Annotated in this window: 16 protein-coding genes; 13 read left to right on the plus strand and 3 right to left on the minus strand. The window is 40.1% G+C overall.

The window, feature by feature from the left end; all coding sequences use genetic code 11:
- Positions 1–126: 126 nt before the first annotated feature.
- Positions 127–996 (minus strand): DUF1002 domain-containing protein, encoded by an 870-nt coding sequence (locus tag ACZ9AO_RS08130; protein WP_226990415.1) that lies wholly within the window; start codon positions 994–996, stop codon positions 127–129.
- Between the two features lie 579 nt (positions 997–1,575).
- Here ACZ9AO_RS08130 and ACZ9AO_RS08135 point away from each other — a divergent pair.
- Positions 1,576–1,920: a GNAT family N-acetyltransferase gene (locus ACZ9AO_RS08135; protein ID WP_034308124.1), complete on the plus strand. Its 345-nt coding sequence runs from the start codon at positions 1,576–1,578 to the stop codon at positions 1,918–1,920.
- A 28-nt stretch (positions 1,921–1,948) separates the two neighbouring features.
- On the opposite strand, the gene ACZ9AO_RS08140 is transcribed toward ACZ9AO_RS08135, so the two are convergent.
- Positions 1,949–2,485, minus strand: a complete 537-nt coding sequence (locus tag ACZ9AO_RS08140) for a DUF309 domain-containing protein (protein ID WP_048680145.1) — start codon at positions 2,483–2,485, stop codon at positions 1,949–1,951.
- Between the two features lie 166 nt (positions 2,486–2,651).
- Complete coding sequence (locus ACZ9AO_RS08145) at positions 2,652–2,744, minus strand: YjcZ family sporulation protein (protein WP_072273196.1); 93 nt, start codon at positions 2,742–2,744, stop codon at positions 2,652–2,654.
- A gap of 214 nt (positions 2,745–2,958) precedes the next feature.
- Between ACZ9AO_RS08145 and ACZ9AO_RS08150 the strand changes: the two genes are divergently transcribed.
- The 12 genes from ACZ9AO_RS08150 to resA all read left to right on the plus strand — a co-directional run bounded on the left by ACZ9AO_RS08150 (position 2,959) and on the right by resA (position 13,331).
- Positions 2,959–3,726, plus strand: a complete 768-nt coding sequence (locus tag ACZ9AO_RS08150; RefSeq protein WP_476108836.1) for a segregation/condensation protein A — start codon at positions 2,959–2,961, stop codon at positions 3,724–3,726.
- Positions 3,713–4,294 (plus strand): SMC-Scp complex subunit ScpB, encoded by a 582-nt coding sequence (scpB, locus tag ACZ9AO_RS08155; protein WP_034308120.1) that lies wholly within the window; start codon positions 3,713–3,715, stop codon positions 4,292–4,294. The genes ACZ9AO_RS08150 and scpB overlap by 14 nt, the downstream gene beginning before the upstream one ends.
- A gap of 55 nt (positions 4,295–4,349) precedes the next feature.
- Positions 4,350–4,766, plus strand: a complete 417-nt coding sequence (locus ACZ9AO_RS08160; protein WP_251540863.1) for a hypothetical protein — start codon at positions 4,350–4,352, stop codon at positions 4,764–4,766.
- 22 nt (positions 4,767–4,788) lie between these two features.
- Positions 4,789–5,277 carry a YpuI family protein gene (locus tag ACZ9AO_RS08165; RefSeq protein WP_034308117.1) on the plus strand — a complete coding sequence of 163 codons (489 nt, stop codon included), beginning with the start codon at positions 4,789–4,791 and terminating at the stop codon, positions 5,275–5,277.
- 120 nt (positions 5,278–5,397) lie between these two features.
- Positions 5,398–6,273 carry a superoxide dismutase gene (locus ACZ9AO_RS08170; protein ID WP_476108837.1) on the plus strand — a complete coding sequence of 292 codons (876 nt, stop codon included), beginning with the start codon at positions 5,398–5,400 and terminating at the stop codon, positions 6,271–6,273.
- A gap of 442 nt (positions 6,274–6,715) precedes the next feature.
- Positions 6,716–7,279, plus strand: a complete 564-nt coding sequence (gene ahpC, locus ACZ9AO_RS08175) for an alkyl hydroperoxide reductase subunit C (RefSeq protein ID WP_034308115.1) — start codon at positions 6,716–6,718, stop codon at positions 7,277–7,279.
- Between the two features lie 174 nt (positions 7,280–7,453).
- Positions 7,454–9,100: an FAD-dependent oxidoreductase gene (locus ACZ9AO_RS08180; protein ID WP_476108838.1), complete on the plus strand. Its 1,647-nt coding sequence runs from the start codon at positions 7,454–7,456 to the stop codon at positions 9,098–9,100.
- 157 nt (positions 9,101–9,257) lie between these two features.
- Complete coding sequence (locus ACZ9AO_RS08185) at positions 9,258–10,418, plus strand: D-alanyl-D-alanine carboxypeptidase family protein (RefSeq protein ID WP_476108839.1); 1,161 nt, start codon at positions 9,258–9,260, stop codon at positions 10,416–10,418.
- Positions 10,411–11,004 carry a nucleoside recognition domain-containing protein gene (locus ACZ9AO_RS08190; protein ID WP_048680124.1) on the plus strand — a complete coding sequence of 198 codons (594 nt, stop codon included), beginning with the start codon at positions 10,411–10,413 and terminating at the stop codon, positions 11,002–11,004. The genes ACZ9AO_RS08185 and ACZ9AO_RS08190 overlap by 8 nt, the downstream gene beginning before the upstream one ends.
- A 13-nt stretch (positions 11,005–11,017) precedes the next feature.
- On the plus strand, positions 11,018–11,545 hold the full coding sequence (locus ACZ9AO_RS08195; protein ID WP_375543381.1) for a spore maturation protein: 528 nt from the start codon (positions 11,018–11,020) through the stop codon (positions 11,543–11,545).
- A 303-nt stretch (positions 11,546–11,848) separates the two neighbouring features.
- Complete coding sequence (gene rluB / locus ACZ9AO_RS08200) at positions 11,849–12,589, plus strand: 23S rRNA pseudouridine(2605) synthase RluB (protein ID WP_034308106.1); 741 nt, start codon at positions 11,849–11,851, stop codon at positions 12,587–12,589.
- 211 nt (positions 12,590–12,800) lie between these two features.
- Entirely contained in the window at positions 12,801–13,331 is a 531-nt protein-coding gene (gene resA / locus ACZ9AO_RS08205; protein WP_034308103.1) for a thiol-disulfide oxidoreductase ResA, read from the plus strand.
- Positions 13,332–13,338 lie beyond the last annotated feature (7 nt).

The following is a 13,338-nucleotide window of genomic DNA, read 5'->3' on the forward strand; positions in this document are numbered from 1 at the left end:
TCGTACAATGAATATTTTCTGTTCGGCAGAAAAATTAGCCATAAAAAACACCCCGTAAATGTTAGTTTGGTGTCTAACATTTACGGGGCAGTTCAGATGGCATTGGCCATCCTTTTTTTATTTGAATCAGCTGAAAAGTGATTTGATTGCGTCTATTAAACTACTGAACACTTCTTTCAATTTATCCAGAAATGATTGACCCTCTTCGGATTCAAGAAAATTGGAAAGTTTATCTTTAGCTGCAGTCAGCTGATCACCGACAGCGTTCCAATCAATATTCAATTCCTTTAGCTTATTGAATAAATCAATTAAACTTTGAACTTGATCTTCATTTAAGGCGATTCCAAGGTCTTTTGCTGAAGACTCGACAACCTCGCGGACCTCTTCAGTATTGGCTGGTGGATTTGCAGCCATTTCCTCTTTGATTTTCGTAACAAGTGCAGAGGCTTCTTCCGTACCGATTTCATCACCCAATTTTGCTGTTTTCACCATTTCTTCATTCGCTGCCTGTTTCACATCTTCAGGTATCTTCTTGTCGGCAGAGATTTCATAGGCTTTAATGACTCCTGTCAAAGCCGCTGTACCGGAAACGGGTATAGGTGCGGTGACATAAACGGTAGCATCTTTTACTCCTGCAGTAGCCAGTGCATTGATATACATTTCATCGGAAACCCAGTTAATGTTTTTCGACTCCAGTTTAAGACCGGTACCTTTTTCCTCCAAAGTGATCGCAGAGGATGAAATCGCTTTTGTACCGATTAGACGGCTAGCGATATAGTCTCCTAAGTATTCATGCTCCTCCGCATTTGTAACGGTTAAAACCTCAACATCATTTGGTGCTTTCATTTCTGATAAAATCATATTTTTTTGTTCATTTGTCAAATTTTCACCAAGTGTGACGATCATTTCACCAACAGCTGCATCTGCAAAAGCCTTATATGGCAATAATAGACATAATAAAATGGTTATAATGACCCATTTATTCATTTTTTTCATGATAATCCTCCTTAACTTTCCTGCTGAATTGGGAATCTTTCAATAAAAGGGCGGCACTTTAAATCAGATTCATAGTATTTGACGAATCAAAGGCTAAAAAAGATACATATATTCCTGAAAAAAATTTATTAGCCAAAATAGCTACGTTCATTTTAACGAAGAAGTTGGGTGTATCTTTGTCTTTTATACCTAAGATGGCACTCTATGAACCTAGATCACTTTACCAATGTAGTAAAATCGAAGCAAGATTGCAAGGATATTTGTCAGATTGTGTTAAGTTATAGTAGAATGAATTCGTTATTTAAATATTTGGACCATTCATAAAGGGAGTATGGGATGAGGAAAAGTAATAAGACTCTTTTACTTATGATGCTTATTATCGCTTTGATGTGGGGAATCGTATACTGGCTGTTTATCGCTTAGCACATAGCCCATTGATAAATCAAGTGCTGAAAGTGATGTTGAAACGAACGGGATTTTTATGTATGATGTAAATGTTATATGTGAGGATTATTATTCAAAGCAAATTAATTGGAAACAGGAAGATAATAAAAACGTTATTTAGTAACGAGGGATATTATGTTGATTAAGTATAAGAAAAGTTATGAGAAGTTTGCCATGGGATTATTATCTTTCATGCCAAATGAAAAAGAGATAAAAACGCTTCGGAATACGATGAAGAATTATGAAACGGATGAAAACCTACAGCTGTTCTTATGGAAAGATGAAGAGATTACGGGCCTGATCGGTATAGAAGTCTCTCCAACCCACATTGAGATACAACATATATCTGTAAATCCATCCTTCCGGAAGCAAGGTATCGGTAAAACGATGGTCAGGGCCATCAAGGAGCAATATCCTGACAAAGAATTAAAAGCAAATGAGTTTACGGAAAGCTTTCTTGACAGGTGTGAAGATTTTTGAATATGAAAGCTTGAATGGAGGACCGCCTTTAAGGGCGGTCCTCCATTCTTGTTTTTCGAAGGGATAGCTGTCGAGCCCTTTCTGAAATGACATCCGAACGGTCACGCATTAGGTGCTTATCAACTATCGATGTATTGGTCATGTCGCTATCTGCACCCCATATGGATCCTTCTTGCGAACACATGGACTGGCATTTTTCGATCAGTCTTTGATCCGATATGGGCAGATTGATGCTTTTATATGGCTTTTGTGATAACATTCGCTCATGGGTATCCTCGAGCAATTTGAACAGTCGTTCTGGATCGAGTCCCAACTTCAGGAGCTCGGCCTTTTTTAGGTGGAGATTTGCCAAGGCTTTAGACAGGGTCCTTGCAGCCCCTTTTTTGTTTCCCCTGCGATCATGATACAGGGCAACCGCAATCTGAATGAGCCCGACCCAATGAGAGTCACGCTCTTTTGGTGCGGTTTCCTTCCAATATTCTTCAAGGATTTCATGACATTCGAAGTAATCCCTCGTTCCATGGAAATGGACAAGGAAAGAAAGGTAGTCTTCCGCGTAAGTCAATAGGAGCACCCCTTTTGTTTGATGGAATCAACTAAAGTATGGCAAAAAGCCATTTTCTTATAGCTTAACATCCGCTATGTATACTCACTAAGTTTAGCATAGAATTTTTTCTTGGAAAATAAAGAAAGCTGATTGCAAGGCAATCAGCTGATTCATCAGTCTTCCATTAACACCAAGAAGCACCGACGATAACTAATAAAATGAACAAAACTACAATAAACGCGAATCCGCCGCCGTTTCCAAAACCACCTGCACCCATAATGAGTACCTCCTTTGTTCTGCTATTCTTACATTTCTAGGTTATGTTGGATTTCAGAATATGATTGGGCACCGACCCAATTGACGGTAATCCCAAATAAAAACTTTTCTATGGACATAAATTATTATTTGGATAAAGGGCGGCAATCCACTATACTTGATTAGTAAAATAAATAGGTCTATATCGGCCAATTAGATTTAAATGAGGTAATTTAATGGGTTATAACATAAAAATTGACGCTTTCGAAGGTCCGATGGATTTACTCCTGCATTTGATCAATCGCCTGGAAATAGACATCTACGATATTCCAATGGCTGATATTACAGATCAATACCTAGGTTACATCCATACGATGCAGCATCTGGAATTGGATGTGGCCAGTGAATATCTGGTGATGGCTGCAACACTGCTTGCCATCAAGAGTAAAATGCTGCTTCCAAAGCATGAAGATGAGCAAATGATTGATGAAGATGGGGAAATATTTGAGGAAGATCCACGGGATGAGCTTGTGGAAAAACTATTAGAATATAAAAAGTATAAAAATGCAGCCGAAGAATTTAAAGGGATGGAAGAAGAAAGAAGCTTGATGTTCACCAAACCCCCAAGTGATCTATCTGTTTATGTTAAAGAAATGGAAAGTGATAAACAAGAGTTGAATATAAGTCTATATGATATGTTGGGGGCTCTGCAAAAATTGCTGAGAAGGCAAAAAATTCAAAAGCCGCTTTACACGAAAGTAACGAAACAAGAGATATCGATAGAGAAACGAATGGCTGAAATCAAGATTGAGTTACAGTCCATTAAAGGGAAGAAAAGTTTTTTTGAACTGTTTTCGCTCCCGGTCAAGGAGCATATCGTCATCACTTTCATGGCGGTGCTGGAACTGATGAAACTTAATGAAATCATCGTTGAACAAGAAGGTAATTTTTCGGAAATCATGATTGCTGCTAAGGAAGGTGTAGAACCAGTTGGAAGTTATTAATTGGAAAGGGATTCTTGAGGCATTATTGTTTGCTGCCGGAGATGAAGGGCTCTCTGTCAAACAAATTGCCTCGGTCCTGGAAATTACGGAATATCAAGCAACGGACATCGTTGAAAGTTTAAAGGAAGAATATGTATCGGATGTACGCGGGATTCAAGTGATCGAAATAGCGGGCGTTTATCAAATGACGACAAAAAAAGAGCACTCGGATTACTTGAAAAGACTAGTCGAAACATCTAGCACTCAAGGCTTATCCCAGGCGGCATTGGAAACACTCGCAATCATTGCTTATAAGCAGCCGATTACTAGAGCTGAAATTGATGAAATACGCGGAGTGAAAACGGAACGCCCCATTCATACACTTGTCACCAAAGTCTTAATTAAAGAGGTTGGACGTGCTGAAGGCTCGGGCCGGGCTTATTTATATGGGACAACAAAAGAGTTTTTGGATTACTTCGGCCTGAATTCCATAGATGAATTACCGCCTCTCGCCGATAATTCGGATGATAGCTTTGAAAGTGGTGAAGCCGATTTGTTTTTTGAAAAATTTCAGCAAACAATCGAATAACATTTTTCTTTGAATTGTGATAATATAGAAAAAAATGAATGCGGGGGGATTGCGGGTGCGAATTGTAGCATGCAATGGATTTGGGCTTGAAAAGGAAAAATCAAATTCACCTGAGGACTTCTTTAATCGATCCGTTATACAATACATAAAGGATGGAGAAGAAAAGACGCTGAATGTACTGTATCTTCGTTATTTTGATGAGATGGTAACTCTTTGGACCCCATATCCCGCCAATCCCCTATTCAAAAGCCCTAACAGAGATATTTATATGGCTGACATCATCGCCATGGTCTGTCTGCTCAAAGACCCGAGCCTGGTTAACCGAAAACGAATATATATAAATGCAGAAAAAGACCTGGCTGGTTATTTCGAAAATATAGATTTTGAAAAATTGGAGAAAGTGTTTATATCTATTGACCAAGCTAAACCATATGATATAGAATCACATGTTGACTATTATATTCAATCTTAATCAATTTGAGGAGGGTTCACGGTTGGGGAATACATTGGTAAAATCTCAGCTTGAGGATGTAAAGGGCTTTTTGGAAACGACAGTGGCTCAACTGGAAGAATTTATAAATGAGACGACCTATTCTAAGCTGCAAGAAGAAAAAAGCGGGGATGAAACCTATTATAAAGGAATCCTTTCTAGTTTAAGAAGAATGCTTGTAAGTTGTGAAGAGGGCCTGGAGGCTTGTCAAATCGTTCTGAAAAATGATGTTTTCAATAAAGCTGCAGCTGAAAAGACGCTTTATAGAGTTTATCATCAATGTATCGAAGAATACTTTTCCCCAAAATCAGATCGGTGGTTTGAGGACAGCAGATCTGCCTATACAGGAAAAAACTCGATTAAATTTCACCAAAGTGTACCTGACAGCATAATATCCATTCTGAAGGCCGTGGAAAGTGGATTCCAGACCATGCGTGAAGAATTGGAGTTTTATGAAACGGATTACCGGACGAAAATGTTGCAGTCAAGATAATGAAACAGCAAGGCTTAATAAGCCTTGCTGTTTTTTTTAGCTATAAATGGAATCTCAGCTTAATCGAAACATAAAATACTTTGATGATTTATGTGCATGGGAATAGGGGGAGGTTGCAAGATGTCTGAGGTAAGAGATTATGCTAAAGAGGTAAGTGATTGGGTTGATGGAGTGATGGAATATCTTGAGAAGATCGATATCACCGATTCGCCGTTGCTGTCAAATATTGAACGGCTTTCCGGGTTGGCAAAGAATATGGATGAGGAAGAAATGGATTATGAGGATATGGTCCTGATTGAAGAAGAGATGGCTCGGGTCTACGAGGAAATTGAAGAACTCGCTAGAGAATTCAATATACAGGAAAGGCAATCAGTGCCGATTGGGGAGCATACGCTACCGCCGTTACCTTATGCTTATGATGCGTTGGAACCGACGATCTCAAGGGAAATCATGTATCTGCACCATGATAAGCATCATCAAGCATATGTCGATGGTCTGAATAAAGCGGAATTGATGATGAAAAAAGCGAGAGAAACGAATGATTTTTCCTTGTTGAAACATTGGGAAAAGGAAGCAGCCTTTCATGGATCGGGCCATTATCTCCATACGCTGTTCTGGGAAGTGATGATTCCGGGAGGGGGCGGACAGCCAAGGGGGGATTTACTTAAACAGATTGAGAAGGATTTTGGAAGCTTTGCAGCTTTTAAAAGGCATTTTAGTGAGGCTGCCAAACAAGTAGAAGGTGTTGGCTGGGCGATATTAGTCTGGTCTCCGCGTGCGCGGCGGCTAGAAATACTTCAATCGGAATTGCACATGGTTTTGACCCAGTGGGATACAATCCCAATCCTTGTTCTTGATGTATGGGAACATGCTTATTACCTGCAATATAAAAATAATCGGGCAGGCTATGTGGACAAATGGTGGGACGTTGTAAACTGGCCGAAAATAGCCGTAAGGTTCACCGAAGCGAAAAAGCTTATTTGGAAAAAGCAATAACTGATAAAATATAGAAATGTCTTTGGAGAACCAATTACAACTAAACGGGCCGTCAAGGTTCGTTTTTTTTTATTGAAATTTCGAAACAAGAATTTTTTAGGGGGAATATGGGAAAGATATGAAGGGAGACCTGAAAATTTTATTTGAAAGCAACTTATGATTCTCATTTGGATATTATAATTAGATTGAAAAGGAGAGGAAATCATCTCACGAAATAATGAGCATTTGTCTTATTTGTATCCTAGAAATAATATTGGAAATGTGTTGAAAATGCTAATTTGAAGTACTATGGGATTTTAAAAATAATTAATTTATATTAATATAAAAACTGTGACCAATTTGTGAACTTAAAAATTATTAAGGTATATTTATTGACTAGTTTCTATTTAATAATTATTATAAACAGGAGCAGATAAAAAAATAGCTATTGGAGGAATTTATTATGTCATTGATCAATAAACAAGTTGAAGATTTTAAAGTACAAGCTTACCATGCAGGAGAATTCAAAGAAGTTACACTTGAAGATGTTAAAGGGAAATGGGCAGTATTCTTTTTCTACCCAGCTGACTTCTCTTTCGTATGTCCAACTGAATTAGCCGATCTTCAAGATAACTATGAAACATTCAAGGAAATTGGTTGTGAAGTTTACTCAGTTTCAACAGATACTCATTTCAGCCACAAAGGATGGGCTGATGCTACTGATACAATCGGAAAAATCCAATATCCAATGTTAGCTGACCCAGCAAACGTTTTATCCCGTCAATTCGGTGTATTGATTGAAGAAGATGGTTTGGCTCTACGTGGAACTTTCATCGTAAATCCAGAAGGACAAATTAAAGCATACGAAGTCAATGATTTAGGGATTGGCCGTAATGCAGAAGAACTTGTAAGAAAAGTTCAAGCTGCACAATTCGTAGCGGAACATGGAGATAAAGTTTGCCCTGCAAAATGGACTCCAGGTGAAGATACTCTTGAACCAAGCCTAGACCTTGTAGGTAAACTTTAATTTTTAATGGGGTCCATTTCTACTGGTAATGGACATACCCAGCATTGATTACGATTACTGGACAAATCGTCCGACATGATCTAATGACAAAAGGCACTTACCTAAAATAAGTGCCTTTTGTTTTTCAAAATAATCAGTTAGCACGTTATAATCATTCAGCAAGGAGCACAAAAGATGAAAAAAATATATGATTTATTAATTATTGGTGGCGGTCCTGCAGGCCTCTCAGCCGGTGTTTATGCAGGAAGAGCTAAGTTAAAAACAATAATCCTAGAAAAAGGAACTGGCGGCGGACAAGCTGCAACTACGTCGGAAATAGCCAATTATCCTGGTATCCGTCATATATCGGGCCCTAGGTTAGTTGAAGAAATGAAGCTTCAAAACGAAGATTTTGGCGTTGAGTTCGCCAAAGCCGATGTAACGGGCGTGGATTTCTCCGGTGAGGTGAAAGTCGTTAAAACCCTTAGCGGGGACTACCATGCACGCGCCGTCATCATTGCAACGGGTGCTTCTCCAAGAACACTAGGATTTCCAGGTGAAGAAGAATTCACTGGCCGCGGTGTAGCTTATTGTTCAACATGTGATGGTGAATTCTTTGAAGGGTTGGAAGTTTTCGTTATCGGGGCAGGATATGCAGCCGCTGAAGAAGCGATATTCCTGACACGTTTTGCTACAAAAGTGACAATCATCGCCCGTGAATCAAGCTTCTCGTGTGCCCCGTCCATTGTTGATAAAGTAATGGCAAATGATAAGATTGAAGTGAAATTCAATACGGAAATCTTAGGGGTTCATGGAGAAGGGATGATTCAAAGTGCACGTTTCATCAATAACGTTACCAAAGAAGAATTTGAATATAAGGCGAAGGAAGAAGACAATACATTTGGCGTATTCGTTTTCATAGGTTACGAGCCGAAAACAGAGATATTCAAGGGCCATATCGAAATGGATGATGCTGGTTACATTTTAACCGATGATGATATGAAGACTAATGTGAATGGTGTCTATGCGGCGGGCGACCTAAGGCCAAAATCCTTGCGCCAGATTATCACAGCTGTATCTGATGGGGCGATTGCAGCAACGGATGCCGGCAAATATATTGAGGAAGAAAAAGATCGCCTGGGAATCAAAGATGAACCTGAAGTTGAAAAACCGGCGAAAAAAGAACAGGCCGCTGTCCCAGCAGGCAAGAGCGCTTTATTAAGTGATGCGTTACGTGGCCAATTAAAGGGAATCTTCGGCAAGATGGAGAGCGACGTTACATTGGTGTCCATTGTCGATGAAAGTTTGCCAAAATCAGTTGAATTGCGAGACTTCTTGTTGGATGTTGCGGAATTAGGAGATAAGCTTCATCTTGAGTTATACAACAAAGGGGAAAATGCGGAAATTGAAGAAAAAATCAATGCGGATAAGTTCCCTGTCGTTTCCCTCTTAAATTCAAATGGTGAATACAGTGGCGTCAAATTCCACGGTGTACCAGGCGGCCATGAGTTGAATTCCTTCATTTTGGCCATCTATAACCTGGCTGGACCTGGTCAAGCATTGGATTCAGCCGTATTGAATTCAATTAAGGGAATCAGTAAAAAAGCGAACATTAAGGTCATGGTTTCATTGGCATGTCACTACTGTCCAGACGTTGTTGTGGGTGCACAGCGCATAGCGATTGAAAACCCTAACGTTGAAGCTGAAATGGTTGATATAAGCAATTTCCAGGAAATCAAGAAGAAATATAAAGTCATGAGCGTGCCGGCCATGATCATCAATGATGAAGAAGTCGTATTCGGAGCTAAGAAAATTGATGAAATCGCTGCATTATTAGTATAATAGAACACTAAATCGATAGGGGTCCCTATCGATTTTTTTTATGGAAATTCTCCCTTGAAAACAGTGGATATCATGAAGGTTTAGATTCTTTTATTCATAACCCTTGTCCCTTTGCATAAACTTGTACAAAAACAAGTAAAGAGACGAGGGGGCACTCATGCGTTTTCTATATAAAGGGTTATCGAGTTTATGTATCGTCATTCTCCTGTTGTCTTTTATGGCACCTGTACAAAGCGTCAATGCAAATGTATCCGTAAGTGCCCATAGCGCGATTTTAATGGATGAGGATAGCGGAAGGGTCATTTATGAAGTGAATGCTCATGAAAAGAATCGCATAGCAAGCATTACGAAAATAATGACGGCTATCTTGGCTATTGAATCGGGACAAATGGATGAGACAGTGAAAGTGAGCAGCAATGCCGTCGGGACGGAGGGATCTTCCCTTTACTTAAAAGAAGGAGAAAAAATTAAGCTCGAAGATTTGGTATATGGCTTGATGCTTCGTTCAGGTAATGATGCAGCAGTGGCAATCAGCGAAAAGGTTGGCGGAAGCCTGGATGGATTTGTCTGGATGATGAATCAAAAAGCGGAAGAAATAGGGATGAAAAATACCCATTTTTCAAATCCACATGGTTTGGATAATACGAAGAACCATTATTCAACCGCCTATGATATGGCCATTCTCACTCGTTATGCCATGCAAAATGAAACGTATGCGAAGATTGCCGGCACAAAGGAACACAGGGCACCTAATTCCACAGAACAATGGGATTATGTATGGAAGAACAAAAATCGCCTACTTACACAATTATATGAGTATTGCACAGGGGGGAAAACAGGGTATACGAAACTAGCAAAACGTACCTTGGTCACGACGGCAACAAAAAACGAGCATGACCTGATTGCTGTGACATTGAATGGTCCGGATGATTGGAATGATCATATTCACATGTACGAATCCGCCTTTAAGGATTATAAGCCAACAGAAATTTTACCTGCAGGCATGGTGGAAAACATGGAAAATAAAATATATAAAGGACATGTCTACATTAAAAATGATTTTTCGTACCCACTGACAAACGAAGAGAGAGAATTGGTCAAAGTGAAAATGAAATTGCTGAAGCCCCAGAAGGCTTGGGATGATAAAAGGAAAATCCCGGAAGTGGTCGGCAGAGCATCCATCTATCTTGATGGGAAGAAAATAGGCACACGGTCAATTTTTTATGGGGAAGCAAAAGAAAGCTTCAAGCAACAATCATTCCTATCTTCATGGGCTGAAGTATTTGAAGCGGTATTGGGAATCGGACGCAATGGTTAATTACATTTGGGTCGGAATGTTCGTGATCGGTATCGTCTTTGGCATGATTAATGGAACGATGGATCAGGTGAATGAAGCTCTATTTGTCAGCGCAAAGGAAGCGGTCACCCTTTGCCTGGGACTGATGAGCATACTTGTCTTTTGGCTGGGTTTGATGAAAATAGCGGAGGAATCGGGGCTGTTAGATAAACTATCCAACTTGTTCAAGCCGTTCATGAGATGGCTATTCCCTGAAGTGCCCCCTAATCATCCCGCAATGGGGTATATACTTTCCAATATGATGGCAAACACATTCGGATTGGGGAATGCAGCTACGCCTCTTGGTATAAAAGCCATGGAACAGCTTAAGAAACTAAATGGAGGAAAAGCAACGGTCAGCCGCTCGATGGTCACTTTTTTAGCAATCAATACCTCAAGCGTAACGTTGATTCCAACCACTGTCATTGCGATCCGCATGAACTACGATGCCCACTCCCCGACGGACATCGTATTTCCGACCATAATAGCAACGGCCATTTCTGCCGTTGGAGGAATCGCGATAGATCGATATTTTTATTACAGGAGAAAGAGGAGCGGGAGGGAATAGGATGTTGCACTGGATGACTACCATTTCAATTTGGATGATACCGGTTTTGATCCTCGGTATATTACTGTATGGCACATTGAAAAGAGTTCCCACCTATGAGACCTTCGTTGAGGGGGGGAAAGAAGGAATCAGCATGTCCTTTTCCCTCATCCCTTTCCTGGTGGGGATGCTTGTGGCAATTTCAGTATTTAGGGCATCAGGGGCCTTGGATTTCATTGTACAATCACTGCATCCCTTGCTTTCCCTTCTTCATTTTCCGTCTGAGGTTTTACCCCTTGCGATTATTAGACCAATATCCGGAACAGCAGCTTTAGGAATCACCAGCGACCTGATATCGGTTTATGGACCGGATTCCTTTGTTGGCCGCTTGGCTGCCACGATTCAGGGAAGTACAGATACCACGTTCTATGTATTGACCGTTTATTTTGGAGCCGTCGGAATCAAAAAAATGGGTGATGCCCTTAAGGTCGGCCTTTTGGCAGACTTGATTGGAATCATAGCTGCCGTTATTGTCGTCACACTGGTTTTCGGTATGAATTAAAAGGTAGGGAAATGGACGATTCCATTTCTTTTTTTTTGTCTTTTTTCTTAAAAGCAGCCCTCCCTTATTAAGGTGTATTCAAACTTTCATCAAAAGAAACATTTTTTTGTATGGAAAAATAAGCTATGTTACACTCATTATGGAAACCAACCCATTTAACCGTCCCATTATTGGTGTAATAATAAAAGAAAAGCTCTTAATCGCGAAAAACCTTTTGTTTTTGCCTCTCAATATGTAATAATTGTATGATTGTGTATGTATAGACAATAACAAACGAATGATTATACTATGGGGTGAAGATAGATGGAACGATTACAAAAGGTGATAGCACATGCTGGACTGGCTTCCCGCCGTAAAGCAGAAGAGTTGATTTTAGAAGGTAAGGTAAAAGTGAACGGCAAAGTAGTGAAGGAATTAGGTGTGAAAGTGGGGCCTAATGATAAGGTTGAGGTTAATGAAGTCCCGCTTGAAAAAGAAGCTCCGGTTTATTTCCTATTCTATAAACCGCGCGGCGTCATTTCGGCCGTTTCCGATGATAAGAACAGAAAAGTCGTAACGGACTTTTTCCCTTACATCAATGAACGAATTTATCCAGTTGGCCGCTTGGATTACGATACTTCGGGCTTGTTGATTTTAACCAATGACGGGGAATTTGCAAACACGTTAATGCATCCGAAGCATGAAGTGGATAAAGTGTATGTGGCAAAAGTGAAAGGGATGCCTTTGCGTGAAAGCTTGAAAAAGCTGGATAAGGGTATCAAGTTGGAGGATGGCAAGACTGCTCCGGCCAAGACAAGGGTATTGTCTACCGACAAGAAAAAGGAAACGGCCATAGTTGAAATCACAATACATGAAGGCAGGAATAGGCAAGTCCGCCGGATGTTCGAAGCAATTGGCCATCCCGTCATTAAATTGAAGAGGGAACAATATGGTTTCTTGACCTTGGACGGTTTAACTGCAGGGGATTCCCGGGAGCTGACTCCACATGAAGTTAAATTAATGCGGACTTTAGCAACGACCGAGCCTAAACAGCGGAGAATGTAAGCTAGTATTTTTCCTGTATTGATAGGTTGAAACCACTACCCCTATTCTTCCCCCTGGAAGAAATGGGTGGTGGAAAACAACCTGTAAATACCTTTTCCTTCATGAATCGGGAAAGAATGTCACAAAACCTTCAGAAATGTAAATATAAAGGACATGGCGTTAAATGGTATAATGGTATGGTTAAATTTAGTGTGGCCTTAGGAGGATCTCTATGGATAAAAAGAAGCGACGCCTCATTAGCAGAACCATCATTCTCCTGCTTTTAGGTGCAGCTTTAGTGTTTGCCCTTTATACGAACTTCACTAAAGATAAGAATGAAAGCCTGAGAAAAGGTTCCGATGCACCCAATTTCGTCTTGACTGATATGGAAGGTAAAGAGCATAAACTTTCAGATTACAAGGGAAAAGGCGTCTTCCTGAACTTTTGGGGTACATATTGCAAGCCGTGTGAATATGAAATGCCTTATATGGAAAATCAATATAAAAACTTTAAAGACCAGGGCGTTGAGATATTGGCCGTTAACGTCGGGGAATCTGACTATGCTGTCAATAATTTCATTACAAAGCATGATCTTACCTTTCCTGTCATGATCGATAAAGGTAGGGAAGTGGAAAATGCTTACCGCGTGGATATATTGCCTGTCTCCTTTTTGGTTGATAAAGAGGGGAAAGTGATAGATATCATCACCGGAGCTTTGACAGAAGAGAGCATCCAAAAGCATATGGAGAGAATTAAACCATAATATTGGG

Source organism: Peribacillus sp. TE19612 (assembly GCF_056279465.1).